Annotated in this window: 12 protein-coding genes; 9 read left to right on the forward strand and 3 right to left on the reverse strand. The window is 72.8% G+C overall.

Translation table 11 applies throughout. From position 1 onward, the window contains the following. Positions 1-13 precede the first annotated feature (13 nt). Complete coding sequence (locus ACWEF2_RS01780) at positions 14-1,045, reverse strand: dipeptidase (protein ID WP_453811096.1); 1,032 nt, start codon at positions 1,043-1,045, stop codon at positions 14-16. Between the two features lie 185 nt (positions 1,046-1,230). On the opposite strand from ACWEF2_RS01780, the gene ACWEF2_RS01785 reads away from it, so the two are divergent. Both ACWEF2_RS01785 and ACWEF2_RS01790 read left to right on the forward strand, forming a co-directional pair. Then, positions 1,231-2,445 carry an amidohydrolase family protein gene (locus tag ACWEF2_RS01785; protein WP_453811097.1) on the forward strand — a complete coding sequence of 405 codons (1,215 nt, stop codon included), beginning with the start codon at positions 1,231-1,233 and terminating at the stop codon, positions 2,443-2,445. Next, the gene (locus tag ACWEF2_RS01790) at positions 2,442-3,689 is read left to right on the forward strand and encodes an NAD(P)/FAD-dependent oxidoreductase (RefSeq protein ID WP_453811098.1); all 1,248 of its coding nucleotides are present in this window, start codon (positions 2,442-2,444) and stop codon (positions 3,687-3,689) included. The genes ACWEF2_RS01785 and ACWEF2_RS01790 overlap by 4 nt, the downstream gene beginning before the upstream one ends. Before the next feature lie 97 nt (positions 3,690-3,786). Here ACWEF2_RS01790 and ACWEF2_RS01795 read toward each other — a convergent pair whose 3' ends face one another. Beyond that, a complete protein-coding gene (locus tag ACWEF2_RS01795) occupies positions 3,787-4,872 on the reverse strand; it encodes a branched-chain amino acid aminotransferase (protein ID WP_453811099.1) in 1,086 nt (361 codons plus the stop codon). A 301-nt stretch (positions 4,873-5,173) separates the two neighbouring features. On the opposite strand from ACWEF2_RS01795, the gene ACWEF2_RS01800 reads away from it, so the two are divergent. The 5 genes from ACWEF2_RS01800 to ACWEF2_RS01820 all read left to right on the forward strand — a co-directional run bounded on the left by ACWEF2_RS01800 (position 5,174) and on the right by ACWEF2_RS01820 (position 13,510). Beyond that, positions 5,174-6,109, forward strand: a complete 936-nt coding sequence (locus ACWEF2_RS01800) for an alpha/beta fold hydrolase (RefSeq protein ID WP_453811100.1) — start codon at positions 5,174-5,176, stop codon at positions 6,107-6,109. Positions 6,110-6,170: 61 nt separating this feature from the next. Further along, a complete protein-coding gene (locus ACWEF2_RS01805) occupies positions 6,171-7,814 on the forward strand; it encodes a CocE/NonD family hydrolase (RefSeq protein ID WP_453811101.1) in 1,644 nt (547 codons plus the stop codon). After that, positions 7,811-9,523 carry a CocE/NonD family hydrolase gene (locus tag ACWEF2_RS01810; protein WP_453811102.1) on the forward strand — a complete coding sequence of 571 codons (1,713 nt, stop codon included), beginning with the start codon at positions 7,811-7,813 and terminating at the stop codon, positions 9,521-9,523. The genes ACWEF2_RS01805 and ACWEF2_RS01810 overlap by 4 nt, the downstream gene beginning before the upstream one ends. Positions 9,524-9,552: 29 nt before the next feature. Then, a complete protein-coding gene (locus ACWEF2_RS01815) occupies positions 9,553-11,733 on the forward strand; it encodes a DPP IV N-terminal domain-containing protein (protein ID WP_453811103.1) in 2,181 nt (726 codons plus the stop codon). Between the two features lie 7 nt (positions 11,734-11,740). Then, positions 11,741-13,510: a DUF885 domain-containing protein gene (locus tag ACWEF2_RS01820; protein WP_453811104.1), complete on the forward strand. Its 1,770-nt coding sequence runs from the start codon at positions 11,741-11,743 to the stop codon at positions 13,508-13,510. Between the two features lie 232 nt (positions 13,511-13,742). On the opposite strand, the gene ACWEF2_RS01825 is transcribed toward ACWEF2_RS01820, so the two are convergent. Continuing rightward, positions 13,743-13,952: a hypothetical protein gene (locus tag ACWEF2_RS01825; protein WP_453811105.1), complete on the reverse strand. Its 210-nt coding sequence runs from the start codon at positions 13,950-13,952 to the stop codon at positions 13,743-13,745. Between the two features lie 34 nt (positions 13,953-13,986). Between ACWEF2_RS01825 and ACWEF2_RS01830 the strand changes: the two genes are divergently transcribed. Both ACWEF2_RS01830 and ACWEF2_RS01835 read left to right on the forward strand, forming a co-directional pair. Continuing rightward, complete coding sequence (locus ACWEF2_RS01830) at positions 13,987-15,138, forward strand: acyl-CoA dehydrogenase family protein (RefSeq protein WP_453811106.1); 1,152 nt, start codon at positions 13,987-13,989, stop codon at positions 15,136-15,138. Further along, positions 15,135-16,649, forward strand: a complete 1,515-nt coding sequence (locus ACWEF2_RS01835; protein WP_453811107.1) for an acyl-CoA carboxylase subunit beta — start codon at positions 15,135-15,137, stop codon at positions 16,647-16,649. Before ACWEF2_RS01830 ends, ACWEF2_RS01835 begins: the two co-directional genes overlap by 4 nt. Positions 16,650-16,654 lie beyond the last annotated feature (5 nt).

Genomic DNA, 16,654 nt, shown 5'->3' on the forward strand with positions numbered 1-16,654 from the left:
CAGGGCAGTACACCTAGGCCGTGAGCTCCTGGCGGAAGAGGCGCATCAGGTTTCCTCCCAGGATGCCCGTGACTGTGGCCTCGTCGAATCCGCGCCGCAGCAACGCGGCGGTGACCAGGGGGAGTCCACTCGGGCCTCGCAGGCCGGCCACGTGCGCCAGCGGGTCGAGGCCCTCCACCGAGAGGTCGTCGCACCAGCGCGGCGTGAGCTCGGAGAAGACCTGCCATACGAAGTCGGGGCCGATGCCCACGTGCTCGGGCCCGGCGACCCCGACCATGTGCTCGAAGTGGTCCACGAGCCGTTCCATGGAGGGGTCGCTCTCGTGGACGAACGCCGCGAGGAAGTTGACGCAGATGACGCCGCCGGTGTTCGCGATGCCCCTCAGCTGCTCGTCGGTCAGGTTGCGGTGATGGTCGCGCAGCGCCCGCGCGCAGGAGTGGGTCGCGAGGACCGGCCGGTTGGCGATCTCCAGTACGTGGGCGACGCCCTCGGCTCCGAGATGGGAGACGTCGAGGAGCATGCCGAGCTCCTCCATCAGGCCGACCGCGTCGACGCCGGCGCGGGTCAGCCTGCCCCCTGTGGCGTCCTCACCGCTCCCGTCGGCGAGCGCCGACCGTCCGAAGTGCGTGAACGACGTGATCCGCACACCCAGGCGGTAGAGGGTGGACAGCAGTTCCACATCGGTGTCGACCGCGGGGCAGCCCTCAAGCGCGAGCACGAGGGCGATCCTCCCCTCGGCCACGGCCCGGTCGATCTCGTCGGCGTCGCGGCAGAGGGCCACGTCACCCGGGGAGCCGCCGGCGATCGTGTGCGCCGACTCGATCATGCGCAGTGTCTGGCGCAGCGCCTGTTCCGGCTGGAACGCCGTGTCGATGAAGACCGGAAGCACCTGGACGTCGACGCCGCCCTCGCGGAGCTGCGGCAGCCAGTTCGCGCGGAAGAACGCGGACCACTGGGCGGGCGGCCTCGCCGCGACGGTCATGAGAAGGTCGTTGTGGGCGTCCACGACAACTGACTCACGGTGCAGTACAGGCGCGTCTGGCATTTGGAAACCCCCATTGAGACTCGGATCTGCGAAACGTACTCACCGGCGCCCGGATATCGCACCCGCATATCGACGTGCCCGTCTGCCGGAAGCTTCGACATTTGTCGATCAGCCCAGGGAAAGGCCCCCGTTAATTTGATGTGACAATCCGTTCCCGACTTTTTCGGGCGCCCCTGGAGGGTGACATGACCACCATATGTGCCATTGTCGGCGCCGAGATCGTGCGCCACGACGGCTCCGTCGAACGCGCGGACGTCGTCCTCCACGACGACCGCGTCGCCCGGATCACGGCGGCGGCCGACACCGGCGGCGCGACGGTCGTCGAGGCGTACGGCATGACGGTCCTACCGGGACTCGTCGACGCGCACGTCCACCTGAGCCTGGCCGGTCACGCCGCGCTGCCGAAGACGTTGCCGGAGCTGACCACCAGGGCGGCCGCGAACCTCGCGGCGTTGCTGGAATCGGGGGTCACCGCGGCGCGGGATGTCGGCGGCCACGACGGAGTCGCCGTCGCGCTGAGCCGGGCGGTCGAGCGAGGCTGGCTGCCGGGGCCCGCCGTGTGGGCCGCGAACCGGATCCTCTGTGTGAGCGGCGGTCACGGGTCGACCGTCGCCGGTGTCGGGCTGGAGAGCGACGGCCCCGGTCAGATGCGCGCGGCCGTGCGGGCCCAGGCCCGGAGCGGCGCGCGCCTGGTGAAGATCGCGATCAACTCCGGCCGTAACCGGGTCGAGGTGACCCACGGGGAGATGGCGGCCGTCGTGGACGAGGCCCACCGGCTGGGGCTGCGCGTGGCCTGCCACGCCTCGGTCCCCGACGCGGTGGAGCTGGCCGTCGAGTGCGGCGTCGACACCGTGGAGCACGGCAACGGCGCGCGCCCCGAACACCTGCGGGCGATGGCCGCGGCGGGCACGGTACTGGTGCCGACCGCCTGGGCGTTCCGGCGCGGTCTCCAGGCCGCGGGCAGGGCGCTGGCCGAGGCGGCGGGCGGTCGGGCAGAGGAGGCGATCAGGGCCGCCTGGCAGGGACGGGTCGACGCGCACACGGACACGGTCGCGGCGGCGGTCGCCGCCGGGGTCCGGATCGCGGTCGGCACCGACGCGACGGTCGGCCAGCCGGTCACCTGGTACGCGAAGGAGCTGGAGACCCTGGTGGAGCTCGGCCTGTCCCCGGCGCAGGCCGTCGTCGCCGCGACCGCCGGCGGGAGCGCCGCCCTCGCCGAGCCCGACGTCGGGCGGCTCTACGAGGGGGGTCCGGCCGACCTCGTCGTCGTGGACCGTCCGGCCGGCGAGGTCCTGGCCGGCGTCGGCCGGCCGCTCATGGTGATCCGCGCCGGTCGGGTGGTGGTCGACAACCGCGCGGCCCGGGAGGCCGCCGGCGCGGGACAGGGGGGTGTGCGATGACCGTCCGTCTCGACCACGTCGGGGTACTCGGCGCGGGCATGGTCGGCCTGTCCACGGCCTGGTTCCTCCAGGAGCAGGGCATCCGCGTGACCGTGCTCGATCAGGGCGACGTCGGCGCGGGCGCGTCGTGGGGCAACGCCGGCTGGGTCACCCCGAGCATGGTCGCGCCGCTCGCGGATCCGGCGGTCCTGCGGTACGGGATCCGCGCGATCCTGAGCCCGTCGTCCCCGGTGTACGTCCCGCCGGCCGCCGTACCCGGACTGATCGGTTTCCTGACCCGCTTCGCGCTTCACTCCACGCCGTGGACGTGGCGCCGCGGCATGCGGGCGATGGCGGCGCTGGCCGGAGAGGCCTTCGCGGCCTACGACGTCCTCGCCGCGGCGGGCGTCGCGACCGACGCGATCCGGACCGCGCCGGTGCTCGCGTGCGGTCGCGGGCCGAAGGACCTGGACGGTGTCCTGCACGAGCTGCGGCAGGCCGCCGAACACGGTGTGGCGGTCGACTACGAGCGGCTCACCCCGGCGCGGGCCCGCGAGGTCGCGCCGATCCTCGGTGACGGGGTCGGTGCCGCGCTCAGGATCTCAGGTCAGCGGTACGTCGACCCGGGGCGGTTCGTCGCCGCGCTGGGCGACGCCGTGCGCAGGCGGGGAGGGACGATATCCGAGCGGACCGCCGTGTGCGCCCTTGAGGCCGGTTCCGGTGGCGCGATCGTGCGCGTCGAGGGAGGCGAGGAGCTCCGCTTCGACGCCGTCGCCGTCGCGACCGGCGCGCGGTTGCCGGAGACGGTGCGCCGGTTCGGCGTCAGGGTCCAGGTCAGGGCGGGGCGTGGGTACAGCTTCCGGGTCTCGCCGGAGCACGTTCCGAGCGGCCCGCTCTACTTCCCCGGTCAGCGGGTCGCCGCGACGCCTCTCGGAGACTCGCTGCGCCTCGCCGGGATGATGGAGTTCCGGGCCCCGGGCGCCCCACCGGACGAACGCCGGGTCCGCGCGATCGTCGAGTCGATGCGCCCCTTCCTCACCGGCGTCGATCTCGACACCAGGGCGGACGTCTGGGTCGGCTCCCGTCCGTGCACGCCGGACGGCCTGCCGGTCATCGGGGCCACGGCGTCGGAGCGGATCTGGACGGCGGGCGGTCACGGCATGTGGGGGATCACCCTGGGCCCGGCGACCGGCCGGCTGCTCGCCGGCGCCATGACGGGTGACCGGCGACCGGTGGATCTGGCCCCCTTCGACCCGCTCCGCTGAGCGCCGTGGCCGCCGGGTCCCCGAGTGCCGGTACGCGGCGGCTCGAATCGGACGGGGCCACGGCCGCGTGCGGGAACCCGGCGGCCGCGGAGCCGGCTCAGACGACGCGGCGCAGCCAGCGGTAGGGGTCGGCCGTGCGGCCGAACTGGAGGTCGAGCAGGGCCGAACGGAGCGCCGAGGCGACGGGTCCGCAGGTCCTCCCGTCGCCCACGGTCACCTCGCCGTGCCGCCACGACAGGTGGGCGATCGGGCTGAGCACGGCGGCGGTGCCGCAGGCGAAGACCTCGCGGATCCGCCCGGTCCGCGCGCCGTCGCTCCACTCGTGCAGGGAGACCCGCCGCTCCTCGACCGGGTGGCCCATGTCCTTGGCCAGTCGCAGGACGGAGTCGCGGGTCACGCCCGCCAGGATCGTCCCCGACAGCCCGGGGGTGACGAGCGTGCCGTCCTCCAGCACGAAGAACAGGTTCATCGCGTCGAGGTCCTCGACCCAGCGCCGCTCGACGGCGTCCAGGAACACCACGTGGTCGCACCCGCGGGCGCGGGCCTCCTGGTGTGCGATCATGCTCGCGGCGTGGTTCCCCGCGAACTTCGCCGCACCCGTGCCGCCCGGCGCGGCGCGGACGTAGTCCTCGGACAGCCAGACCGACATCGGACGGTCGTGCGCCGACGCCGGCGGGCCCACGGGCGACGCCACGATCACGAGGGTCACGTCCCGCGCCGGCTTGAGCCCCAGACCGGCGTCGGCGGCGAACATGACGGGACGGATGTAGAGGCTGCGGCCGTCGTCTCGGGAGACCCACGCGCTGTCGGCGCGGACGAGCGCGTCGCAGACGTCGAGGAACGGCTCGACCGGGAACTCGGGCAGCGCCAGCCGCCCGGCGGACTCCGCGAAGCGGACGGCGTTGGCGCCCGGCCGGAACGTCCAGATCGAGGCGTCGGGGTGGCGGTAGGCCTTGAACCCCTCGAAGACGGACTGTCCACGGTGGAGGACCGCGGCGGCCGGGTCCATCGTGATCGGGGCGTACGCCGAGAGTCTCAGATCGTGCCAGCCGTCGTCCGGCGTCCACCGGCCGGTCACCATGTGATCGGTGAAGTACCTGCCGAACCCCGGGTCGCCGAGGATGGCGGCCCGTTCGGCTTCGGTGCGCGGGGCCGGGTTCGGCTCGATCGCGTAATCGGTCAACGACTCCTCGTTTCGCGTCGGCGCGGGCGGACAGGGCCACAGAGATACTCGTCGGCGCGCGAGAACGGATCAAGGTCATATCGTCGGAACGACGGTGCCCGCCGTCCGACGATCGTACGAACCGCGCCCCCGCCGACGGCGGCCGCGGCCGCGCGCTCCCCCCGACGAACGTCGGAACAGTCGAGGGCCGAATTCCGACAGACCGAGCACGAGCCGAGCGTGACGGTCCGGAAGACTGGAGGCCTCAGACGAGGCGGAGCCAGCCGTGGGCGGCTCCGGAGAGAAGGGCGGCCAACGAGCTATGAGCGGTACCGCGGTACGGGAAGTGACGGTCGACGGCCCCGTGGGCACGCTCGCCGCGGTCGACTACGGCGGCGAGGGGCCGGACGTCCTGCTCGTCCACGGCGGCAACCGCACGCTCCTGGACTGGGAGCCGATCCGTTCCCACCTCGGCGGGATGAGGCTGGCCGCGTTCGACCTCCGCGGGCACGGCCGGTCGGCGTCGCCGCCGGACCGGGACTTCCGCCTCGCCGGCCACGAGGCCGACGTGGAGGCGGTCGTCGACGCGCTCGGGCTGCGCGGGCCGGTCGTGGTGGGCCACTCGATCGGCGCGAACATCGCCGTCTTCCACGCGGACAGACATCGGGACTGTCCGGGGATCGTGGTCATCGACGGCTACGGGGCCGGAGTTCCGGACGCCGCCTCGGGGCTGAAGGCCGAGGACGTCGCCCGGATGCGTGCGCGGCTGTACGCCGGCGTGTTCGCGCAGCTGCCCCCCGAGGCGCTCACGGCCGCCGAGGCCGAGGCCGTGATCGAGGGGGCCAGGGCGTACGTGACGTCGCTCGGGCTTGATCCCGACCTCGGTACGGCGACCGCCCGCCGCGCGCTGGCGCCCGGACCGGACGGAACCCTCCTGCGCCGGCCGTCCCCCCTGGACCAGCCCGCGCTGACCGAGGCCCTGGAGGAGCTGGACTTCTTCGGCACGCTGAGCCGCGTCGCCTGCCCCGTCCTGATGGTCAAGTCCGACCGGCCGACCCCGACCGGGCACCTCGACGCCGACGGCAGGCGGCTGGTCGAGGCGCTGGGCCGCGGTGTCGACGAGGAACTCCGCCGGGTCGAGGCGGCCTGCCCCAACGTCGAGGTCCACCGCCTGGACGGCAGCCACATGCTGCATCTGGAGCTGGCCGCGGCGGTCGGCGGCCTGATCGAGAAGTTCGTCGGCTCGCTCGCGCGGTGATCTCCGCGGACAGGTCCGTTCCGGCTGCGACGCCGCCGATCTCAGGAGGAGGAAACCCCCGGTGCCTGTAGGGAAGACGCTGTGGAACAGGCGCGTCGTCATGCGCGACGGTGTCGCTCTCGCGGCCGACGTGCTCCTTCCACCCGGCGACGGGCCGTTCCCGACGGTGATGACCCGGACGCCGTACATGAGGGTCCACCTGCTCGGCCCGCACGGCTGGGGAGGCCTGGTCGAGCACGGCTACGCCTACGTCGGGGTCGACATGCGCGGGCGCGGAGACTCCGAGGGTGAGTTCCGCCCGTTCACGCACGACGCCGACGACGGTTACGACACGACCGAGTGGATCGCCGCCCAGCCGTGGTCCAACGGCAGGGTCGGAATGGTCGGCAGCAGCTACGAGGCGCTGACGCAGTGGTGGACGGCCAAGGCCGGACCGCCGCACCTGAGATGTATCGCCCCGATGGCCGTCGGCGCCGCCCGGCCCGGTCCGCGACCGCACGCCGACTCCGGCGTGCCGGGCGTCTACTACCTGATGCTGCTGCACCGGTTGAGCGGCCGCACCCTGCAGTACGTGTACTCGCCGTCGTGGTACGACGGGCTCGGCCACCTGCCCATGCGAGACCTGGCCGAGCGGCTCGGGATCGAGCCGACCCTGTGGAACCACTACGTGGACGGTGAGATCGACTACCTGTCCGAGGAGTTCGCCCTCTCCGGCGAGGACTGGCGGCGGCTCGACATACCCGCGCTGATCACGGTCGGATGGTGGGACGACGAGAGCACCATGGACACCTGGGACGCCGTGAGGAGATCCCCCGGCGGGAGTCACGCCCGGCTGCTGATCGGACCGTGGGACCACGTCGGCAACACCAGGCCGCGACCGGTCGTGCGGGGCGTCGACACCTCCGCCGGCGTCATGGACACCATCGCCTATCTGGAGCGGTTCCTGGCCCGGCACCTGAAGGAGGACGGGCCGGACCTGCCCCGCTGCCGTGTCTTCCGCACCGGTGCGATGCGGTGGGAGGAGCCGGCCGAATGGCCCGCTCCGGACGCCGAGCCGCGGCACTGGTACCTTCACGGCCGACCGGCGGGCGGCGACGGCGCCGGACTGCTCTCCCTCGACGCGCCCGTCGCCGAGGACGCGCGCGACTCCTTCACCTATGACCCGGCCGAGCCCGGGGGGGACCTGTCCACGATGGACCCGTGGGGTGATCCGCCGCTGGATCGGCGGTTCCTCTACCGCAGGGAGGACCGCCTGGTCTACCGCAGCGAGCCGTTGACCGAGCCGGTCGACGTGTCGGGGCGGGCCGAGCTCCGGCTCTCCTTCTCCAGCGACCGTCCCGACACCGACCTGTTCGCGGAACTCGTCGACGTGTCCCCCGACGGTGGATCACTCGCGTTGATCGGCGCCAACGCCGGGCGGTTGCGGCTGCGCTACCGCGACGGGGCGGTCGCGGAGCCGCTCACCCCCGGCACCGTGGTCACCGCGACGGTCCGGCTGGGCTGGACCCACCACCGGTTCCTGCCCGGACACCGGATCCAGGTGGTCGTCAGCTCCAGCGACTACCCCTTCAACGCGCGCAATCTCAACACGGGCGGGTTCTGGGCGGACGAGACCCGCGCCGACGTGGCTCACAACACCGTTCACTGCGGCTCCGGGGACCGGTCGTCGCTGGTTCTCCCCGTCCAGCCGGCGGCCGGGTCATGACCGGCTTCGTCGACGTCGGCCGGGTCCGCTGCCGGTTCCTCCGCACCTTCACCACCCGTGACGGGGTCGAGCTCTCCGCCGACGTCTACCTCCCGCCCGAGCCGGGCAGATACCCGGTGCTCGTCACCAGGACCCCCTACGACAACAACCGGACCGGCGCCCTGGTCGGGCTCACGCGGTTGCCGGCGCCGTCCGACCGGCACAAGCACTACGCCGCGCACGGGTACGTCGTGGTCGCGGTCGACGTCCGGGGGCGAGGCGACTCCGGCGGCGGCTTCACGCCGTTCCGGCACGAGGCCGAGGACGGCGCCGACACCGTCGCGTGGGCGCGGCGGTTGCCGGAGTGCGACGGACGGGTCGCCGTGTTCGGGACCGGGTACGCCGGCTTCTGCGCGTGGGCCGCGGCGGCCGAGTCGCGGCAGGTGGACGCGGTCGCCGCGATCAGCCCGTTCGGCGGTCCCGGGGCCGGGCTGCCGTGGACGGGGGGCGCGCTGCGGCTGGACTGGCTGTTCTGGATGCACCTCGTGGGCGGCCGGACCGTGCAGCCCGCGGACGTCCCGCCGTGGTCCTCGGTCTGGCGGCACCTTCCCGCGGCGACCATGCACGAGGCGCTGGGCCGCGACGACATCTGGTGGAGCGACTGGAGCGCGCATCCGGATCCGGACGACCCCTACTGGGCCGCCCTGCGCCTCGCGGACCGGATCGCCGGGCTCGACGTGCCGGCGCTGCACGTGACCGGGTGGTGGGACGGGCAACTGGCGGCGACCACGGCGTACTGGGAGGCCGCCCGCCGTTCCCCGGGCGGCGCGCGCCAGCGGCTCGTCGTCGGCCCCTGGGACACCAGGGCGGTACGGCGTCCGACCAGGGAGGTCGGCGGCTTCGACTGGGGGGTCGACAGCGTCGTCGACATCGACCGGACCGTCCTTGACTTCTTCGGCGAGCAGTTCACGACGGCCCCGCAGGCCGGGCCGGCCACCCGGATCTTCGTGACCGGCCGCAACTCTTGGACGGACGGCCGGGGAATGCCCGAGTCGCCGGGTATCCGGTCGCTGTGGCTCTCCTCGGGCGGCCGGGCCAACACCCGGCAGGGCGACGGAAGGCTCGTGGCCGCCCCCGTCGAGGGCGGTGAGCCCGCGGATCGATACGACTACGATCCGGCCAGGCCGGTCGCCTGGCAGCCGAGGTTCGCCTCCCACGCCGTGAACGCCTCACCGGGGCTCGGACTCGACGAGGGCCACGCGACCAACCGCGACGACGTCCTCTGTTACACCGGTGAACCGTTCACGGAGGCGACGGAGCTGTTCGGCACGCCGTCGCTGGAGCTCTGGGCCTCGACCGACGCGCCCGACACGGACTGGGTCGCCACCCTCTCCGACGTGCTGCCCTCCTCCGGCCGCACGCTCCACCTGGGACACGCCGTCGTGCGGGCGGGAGCCCGGAACGCCGTCGTGCCCGGCGAGCCGGCTCGGTACACTCTCCGGTTCCCGCCGCTCGCCCACGTCCTGCTGCCGGGACATCGACTGCGTCTGGCCGTCACGTCGAGCCTGTTCCCGCTCTACGCGCGCAACCCGAACACCGGGGAGTACGCGGAGGGGGAGACGTGCCGGACCGCTCGGCAGGAGATCTTGCACGGCGGCCGGCACCCCAGCCGCCTCGTCCTGCCGATGTCCGACGGACCGGACACCGCGCGCACAACCGATACGGCGTGATACGCGAAATCCCCGAGGAGGAGTGAGTCGTGGCCTTTGCCGACACCGACCTATCCCGATTCCGCACGCTGCTCGGCTTCGCCGACCTCGTCCGCGGCGGCCGCATCAGCCCGCTCTGGCACCCCGACGGGCGGTCGTTCAGCTACCTGGACGACGAGCCCGGCGGCTCCTCGATCGTCTCGGTCGACCCCGCCACCGGCGAGCGGCGGACCGAGCTGACGATCGACTCGGTCCGCGGCGCGGTCGAGCGGGAGATCCCCGGCGGTGCGCCCGCGACCGGGCTGCGGTTCGAGCGGCTCCGCGCCCCGGACCGGGAGGGGGCGGTCGAGGTCAGGATCGCGGGAACGTGGTTCCGGTGGCCCGGAGAGGGCCACGAACCGGTCCCCCTGTCACCGGCGGAGCAGCAACTCCGGCACCGGCGGATCCCACGGGTCGTCCGCGAGGCATTCCTGTCGAACAGTCCGCCGATCACGGAGGTGCCCTCGCCGGACGGCCAGTGGCTGGCCACCGAACGCGGCGACGACCTGTGGCTGCGCTCTCCCCTGGACGACAGGGCGGAGCGGCTGACCTCCGACGGCGAGCCGGACTTCGGCTGGAAGGTCGACGGGGCGTCGTGGTCCCCGGACGGCCTCCGGCTGGCGGCCCGGCGGGTCGACACCCGCGCGGTACGCCGGATACCGGTCGTGCACTGGCTCAAGCCGGTGGAGGACGTCGAGTGGGCGCCGTACACCAAGAGCGGCGGCCCGTATCCGCGATCCACCCTCCACATCATCGACGTGCTCGGCAGGCGGGCGATCCCGGTCGACGTCGGCGACGACGAGCCCTACTTCGTGCACCCGCTGCGCTGGCTTCCCTCCGGCGAGCTCCTCGTGCTCACCCTCGACCGGACCATGAAGGCGCTCCGCCTGCTGGCCGCCGACCGGGCGACCGGGCGCGTCCGCACCGTGGTCGAGGAGCGTCAGGACTCCTTCGTGATCGGGATCAGACAGGGGATGCTCGAAAGCTGTCACCTGGTCGACGGCGATCGGCTGCTGTGGGCGTCCGAACGCGACGGCTGGCGCCACTTCTACCTGTACTCGCTCGACGGAACGCTCCACCACCGGGTCACGTCGGGAGAGTTCGAGGTCGACCAGGTGGTCGGCGTGGACACCGGCCTCGGCGTGGCCTACGTGCTCGCGCACTCCGACCCGCTCCGCCCCTACGACGTCCACGTGTGCCGGGTCGGCCTGGACGGCACCGGCTTCCGGCAGCTCACCGGAGATCCGGGGATGCACAGCGCGACGCTCGCACCCGCCGGCGACCTCCTGGTGGACACGCACTCCAGCCTGGGCCGGCCGCCCCGTACCGACCTGCTCCGCACCGACGGGCGGCTCGTCGCCACCCTGGCGACCGCCGACGTCTCGGAGATCGTCAAGCTGGGCTGGGAGCCGCCGGAGGAGTTCACCGCACTCGCGGCGGACGGCCGGACCGTCCTGCACGGGGTGCTCTGGAAGCCGCCGGGGTTCGATCCCTCGAAGCGGTATCCGGTGGTCGAGTACATCTACGCCGGCCCGCAGATGGTCTGCCATCCCCGCGACTTCGCCCAGACCCCGACCCGGGGGATCGCACAGGCGCTGGCCCGGCTGGGGTTCGTCACGTACATCGTGGACGGCCGTGGCACGCCCGAACGGGGCAAGGCCTTCCAGGACGTCGTCTACGGCCGGTTCGGTCAGTACGAGATCGACGACCACCGCGCCGTCCTGCGCGGGCTCGGCGAGTCGCGGCAGTACCTCGACCTCAGCCGGGTGGGGGTGGTCGGAGGGTCCTGGGGCGGCTACATGACGGTGCGCGCCCTGCTCACCGCCCCGGACGACTACCACGTCGGCTGCGCGCTGTACCTCGCCGGCGATCTGGTCGACCACATCGCGCTGGCGATCGAGCCCTACATGGGTCTCATCCAGGACGACCCCGACGGCTACCGGCGAGGTTCGCTGCTCCCCCTGGCCGAACGCCTGAGGGGGCACCTGCTCCTGATCCACGGCACCAGCGACGTCAACGGCTCGATGTCGGGCACGATGAAGCTGGTCGACGCCTTCGCCCGGGCCGACCGGCCCGTCGACCTCCTCGTCCTTCCCGAGCTGGACCATTCGCTCAACGGCTACCAGGGCGCGTACGCGCTGGGAGCGATCGGCCGCTACCTCGTGGAGCACCTCCGCCCGGAGTCGGGGTGACCACCCGATGACCGGGCAACGGCGGGATCAGGAGGGGGCGCCGGCCGGCGCGAGGCCGTCGGAGCGCCTCGCGCGGCTGGCCGACCGGATCTGGCGGCAGCGGATCGACAGCGACCCCTACCTCCGGGTCCGCCACGGCCTGCCGGTCACCGAACTGCGCGGGTTCTCCCTCGACGTCACGGCGCTGCGGGGGTACGCCCTGGACGAGGTCGAGCAGGAGGCGCGGGCCGCGGGCCGGGCGCTGGCCGACCTCCGTGAGATCGACCTCGCGGGGCTCTCCACGACCGACCGGCTGACATGGAGGTTCCTCGACCACGCGCTCACCGTCACCGCCGAGGCTCCGCGCGCGTACTGGTTCGAGTTCCCGGTGACCGGCTTCGCCATGACCCCGCTGACCTTCTACCCTCGGACGCTCCTCCTGCCGTTCCGGCTCGACTCGCCGGCCCAGGCGGATCTCTACCTGTGGCTCGTCCGCGAGTACGCGCGGCTCCTGCACGAGATGCGCGTCAAGCTCGAAGGGCAGGCCCGGCGGGGGATCAGGCTTCCACGGCCGGCCCTGCCCGCGGTGAGAACGGCGCTTTTCGGCCTGCGAGACGAGGTGCTCCCCCTCCTCGTCCCCGCCGCCGATCGCCTCGCCCGTCTGGGGGCGGCGTCCGGCGGGTTCGCCGATCGGGTCGTCCGCCTGGTGGGCGGCGAGGTGGCGGCCGGCTTCGACCGCCTGCTCGCGTCGCTCGGCCCGGCGTACGAGGAGTCGGCGCCGGAGGAGGTCGGCGCCGGGACGCTTCCCGGTGGGGAGGAGTACTACCGCTATGCGATCCGCCTGCACACCACACTGCCCCTGGAGCCGGAGGAGGTGCACCGGCTCGGTGTCGAGCAGGTCGCGACGCTGGCCGACAGGATGCGGGAGGTCCGCTCCGAGCTGGGCTTCTCCGGGAGCGAGTCCGACTTCCACCGGAGGCTGCGCGGCGAGCCCCGGCTGTTCGCGTCGTCCGTCGAGGAGCTGGAGTCGTGCTACCGCGGGCACGTCGACCGGCTGACGCCTCTGGTCCGGGAGTGCTTCAGGGTTCTTCCGAGGGCGCCGTACCGCGTCGAGCGCCTGGACCGCGCCCTTGAGGCGGTCATGACCTACGGCTACTACGAGCAGCCGACGGGAGACGAGCCGGTCGGACGGTACCGGTACAACGCGGCGGGTCTGGAGCACCGGTCGCTTCTCGGCGCGGCGGCGTTGATCTACCACGAGCTCGTCCCCGGCCACCACTTCCACCTCGCCAGGCAGGCCGAGAACACCGCCCTGCCGATGATCCGGCGCGAGGCGGCCGACCTGTGCGTCTTCAACGAGGGGTGGGCGGAGTACGCGGCCGGGCTGGGCTGGGAACTCGGCCTCTACCGGGACCCGTACGACGCCTACGGCCGGCTGGCCCACGAACGGCTGGTGGCGCAGCGGCTCGTGGTCGACACCGGGCTGAACGCGCTGGGGTGGACGCTGGAGCGGGGGCGCGAGTACATGCGCGCGAACTGCGCGGAGTCCGACGCGCAGATCGCGAGCGAACTGCTCCGCTACTCGACCGGGCACCCCGCGCAGGCGCTCGGATACCGGATCGGTCACCTCAGAATCCAGGCGATGCGGGAGCGCGCGGAGCGCGCCCTGGGCGGGGGCTTCGACGTCCGCGACTTCCACGAGGCGGTCCTCGCCCAGGGCGCGCTCCCGCTCGGGCTGCTGGAGGAGCAGGTCGACGACTACGTGGCGGGCGCGAAGAGGCCTGCCCGGGAGGCGTAGCGGCCAGATGGGCCGGCGCGGGGGGCGCCCGGCGTCCCATACGTCGTGCCCGGAACGCCGGGTGAGCCGGACACTCAGCGCTGCCGCCTCCGGTGTGGACGTCGTGCCCGGAATGCCGGGTGAGCCGGACATTCAGCGCCGCCGCCTCCGGTGTGGACGCTACGCGACGCCCGGCCCCGCCGCCGACCGACAGAGGACGCAACGACGACGTGCCGGTTCCGTCAGATGTCGGTTAGCGGCGGGCGTCCGGCGCCGTAGCGTCGAGCCACGCGGCACCGAGATCGGTGAGACGGCGCACCGCCACCGTCACCGCCCGCGTCCCGGCGGTCGGCGGTCGGCGGGACGCGGTGCTCCTCGTCTCCGGTGACCCGCGTGGAAGGGGCTCGACCTCGTCAGGCGGCACGTCCCGGCCGGGCAGCCGGTCGGCGTGCTTGGCGGGCATACGCCGGCACTACCAAGTGAGGAGGCCTTACACCATGACTTCACCATCGATGGAGCTGGACTCGGAGCACGCCGCGTTCTCGGTGATGTGCCGGGACTTCGTCGCCGACCGGGTACTGCCGCTCGTCGACGAGGCCGAACGGACGCGGACATTCCCGCCGAGGCTCTGGCGCGACCTCGCCGACGCGGGGTTGCTCGGCCTCGGTCACCCCGAACACCACGGCGGATCCGGTGGCGACCCGCTGGCGATCGCGTTGCTGTCCGAGCACCTCGCCCGCGCCTCCGGCGGCGTCGCCGTCACGCCCCTGGTGAGTTCGTACATGGCCGCGCCTCATCTGGCCCGATTCGGAACGGAACGGCAGCAGGAGCGCTACCTGGCGCCCGTCCTCGCCGGTGACGCGGTGGCCGCCATCGCCGTGTCCGAGCCGGGCGCGGGCTCGGACGTCGCCGGTATCGCCACCACCGCGCAGGAGGTCCCGGGTGGCTGGCGGCTCCGCGGAACCAAGACGTTCATCACCAACGGCGGGCTCGCCGACGTTCTGATCGTCGCCGCGGTCACCTCGCCCGGCGCACGTCACCGCGGGATCACGACCTTCCTCGTCGAGCGGGAAGACCGCGGATTCTCCGTCGGGCGGGCGCTCGACAAGATCGGCTGGCGGACGTCGGACACCAGGGAGCTGGTCTTCGACGACTGTTTCCTCCCCGGTGAGCGGGTCCTGGGCCAGGCCGGCCGGGGCTTCCACCAGATCATGGCGGCGTTCCAGACCGAGCGGATCGTGCTGGCCGGCATGGGCGTGGGGCTGGCACAGGCGGCGTTCGACGACGCGCTCGCCCACGCGAGGCAGCGTGTCGCGTTCGGTGCTCCGATCGGGACCTTCCAGGCCGTGCGCCACCGGCTGGGCGAGATGCTGGCCGGCATCTCGGCGGCCCGGCTGCTCACCTACCAGGCGGCCGCCCGTGCCGAGTCGGCCCATTCGGGCGCGTCCGCCTCGGTGGCCATGGCGAAACTCGTCGCCGCCCGGACGGCGAACGACGTCGCCGACGCCGCGGTGCAGATCTTCGGCGGATACGGATTCATTGAGGAGACCAGAGTCGCCATGCACTACCGAGATGCCCGGATCCTCCGCATAGGCGGAGGAACCGATGAGATCCAGCTGGAGATCCTCGCGAAGGGGCTGGGGTTGTGAGCGGGGGACGCGCCGACCTGGACGCCGCCGTCGCCCGTGCCGAGGCGGGCGGCGACCGGTCGAGGCTGGGCACGAAGCTCGCCGTGCGGGACCGGCTGCGGCTGCTGCTCGACGAGGACTCGTGGGTGGAGGACGGCCTCCTCGCGCACGCCACGGCGGAGGGCTATCCGGCGGACGGGGTGCTCACGGGAACCGGCCGGGTGGACGGCAGGACGGTCGCGGTCATCGCCCACGATCCGACGGTCAAGGCCGGATCCTGGGGGCTGCGCACGGTCGAGAAGCAGATCCGAATACTCGAACGTGCCGACCGCGACCTCCTGCCGGTCTTCTACCTGGTCGACTCCGCGGGAGGGCGCCTCACCGACATGGCGGGCTTCTTCGCCCATCGACGCGGCGCCGCGCGGATCTTCCACCTCCAGGTCCGCCTCAGCGGGCGGGTGCCGCAGCTCTGCTGCCTCTTCGGCCCGAGCGCCGCCGGCGGGGCGTACATGCCGGCGTTCTGCGACTGGGTCGCGATGGTCGACGGGAACGCCTCGATGTACCTCGCGTCGCCGAGGATCGCCGAGATGGTCATCGGAGAGAAGGTGACCCTTGAGGAGATGGGCGGCGCGAAGATGCACACGACCGTCTCCGGCTGCGCGGACCGCCTCTGCGCCGACGACGCCGAGGCCATCGGTGCGGCCCGGCGGCTGTTCTCCTACCTGCCGGGCAACTGGTCGGTGAGACCCGGCCACCTGGAGCCCGACGCCGCGGAGAGCGACGACTGGGACGGCGTCGTCCCCGACAACCCGAAGAGCCCGTACGACGTCCGCCTGGTGGTTCGGCGGATCGTCGACTCCGGCAGCTTCTTCGAGGTGAAACCGGAGTACGCGCGGGAGATCGTCGTCGGCTTCGCCCGGCTCGGCGGCCGCGTGGTCGGGCTGATCGCCAACCAGCCGCTCGTCAACGGCGGGGCGATCTTCGTCGACTCCGCGGACAAGGCCGCGCGCTTCATCATGCTGGCCGACGCCTTCAACATCCCGGTCGTCTTCCTTCAGGACGTACCCGGATTCATGATCGGATCCGCGGTGGAGCGCCGCGGCATCATCCGCCACGGTGCCAAGATGATCACCGCGATGGCCTCCGCGGAGGTGCCGCGGTTCACGGTCGTCGTGCGCAAGGCCTACGCGGCCGGGTTCTACGCCATGTGCGCGCCCGGTTTCGAGCCGACCGCGACCCTCGCGCTGCCGACCGCCCAGATCGGAGCGATGGCCGCCGAGGCCGCCGTCAACGCCGTGTACGCCAATCGGCTCGCGGCGATCACGGACCCCGTCGAACGCGCCGAGTTCACGGCGGCCAGACGCGCGGAGTACGACAGGGAGATCGACCTGCTGCGGAACGCCTCCGACCTGGTCGTGGACGAGGTCGTGCAGCCGCACGCACTACGGGACGCGTTGATCGCCCGGCTGCGCGCCGCCGAAGGCTGGGAACGTCGTCCGGCCGGCCGGCACCATCCGGTCTGGCCCGTCTAGCGGAG

This window comes from Streptosporangium sp. NPDC004631, from assembly GCF_053601935.1.

Bases quoted from the DNA above. Each gene is read 5' to 3' on its own strand.
- ACWEF2_RS01780 (WP_453811096.1), bottom strand. From the start codon at position 1,045: ATGCCAGACGCGCCTGTACTGCACCGTGAGTCAGTTGTCGTGGACGCC.
- ACWEF2_RS01820 (WP_453811104.1), top strand. From the start codon at position 11,741: ATGACCGGGCAACGGCGGGATCAGGAGGGGGCGCCGGCCGGCGCGAGG.
- ACWEF2_RS01830 (WP_453811106.1), top strand. From the start codon at position 13,987: ATGACTTCACCATCGATGGAGCTGGACTCGGAGCACGCCGCGTTCTCG.
- ACWEF2_RS01825 (WP_453811105.1), bottom strand. From the start codon at position 13,952: ATGCCCGCCAAGCACGCCGACCGGCTGCCCGGCCGGGACGTGCCGCCT.
- ACWEF2_RS01790 (WP_453811098.1), top strand. From the start codon at position 2,442: ATGACCGTCCGTCTCGACCACGTCGGGGTACTCGGCGCGGGCATGGTC.
- ACWEF2_RS01810 (WP_453811102.1), top strand. From the start codon at position 7,811: ATGACCGGCTTCGTCGACGTCGGCCGGGTCCGCTGCCGGTTCCTCCGC.
- ACWEF2_RS01800 (WP_453811100.1), top strand. From the start codon at position 5,174: ATGAGCGGTACCGCGGTACGGGAAGTGACGGTCGACGGCCCCGTGGGC.
- ACWEF2_RS01785 (WP_453811097.1), top strand. From the start codon at position 1,231: ATGACCACCATATGTGCCATTGTCGGCGCCGAGATCGTGCGCCACGAC.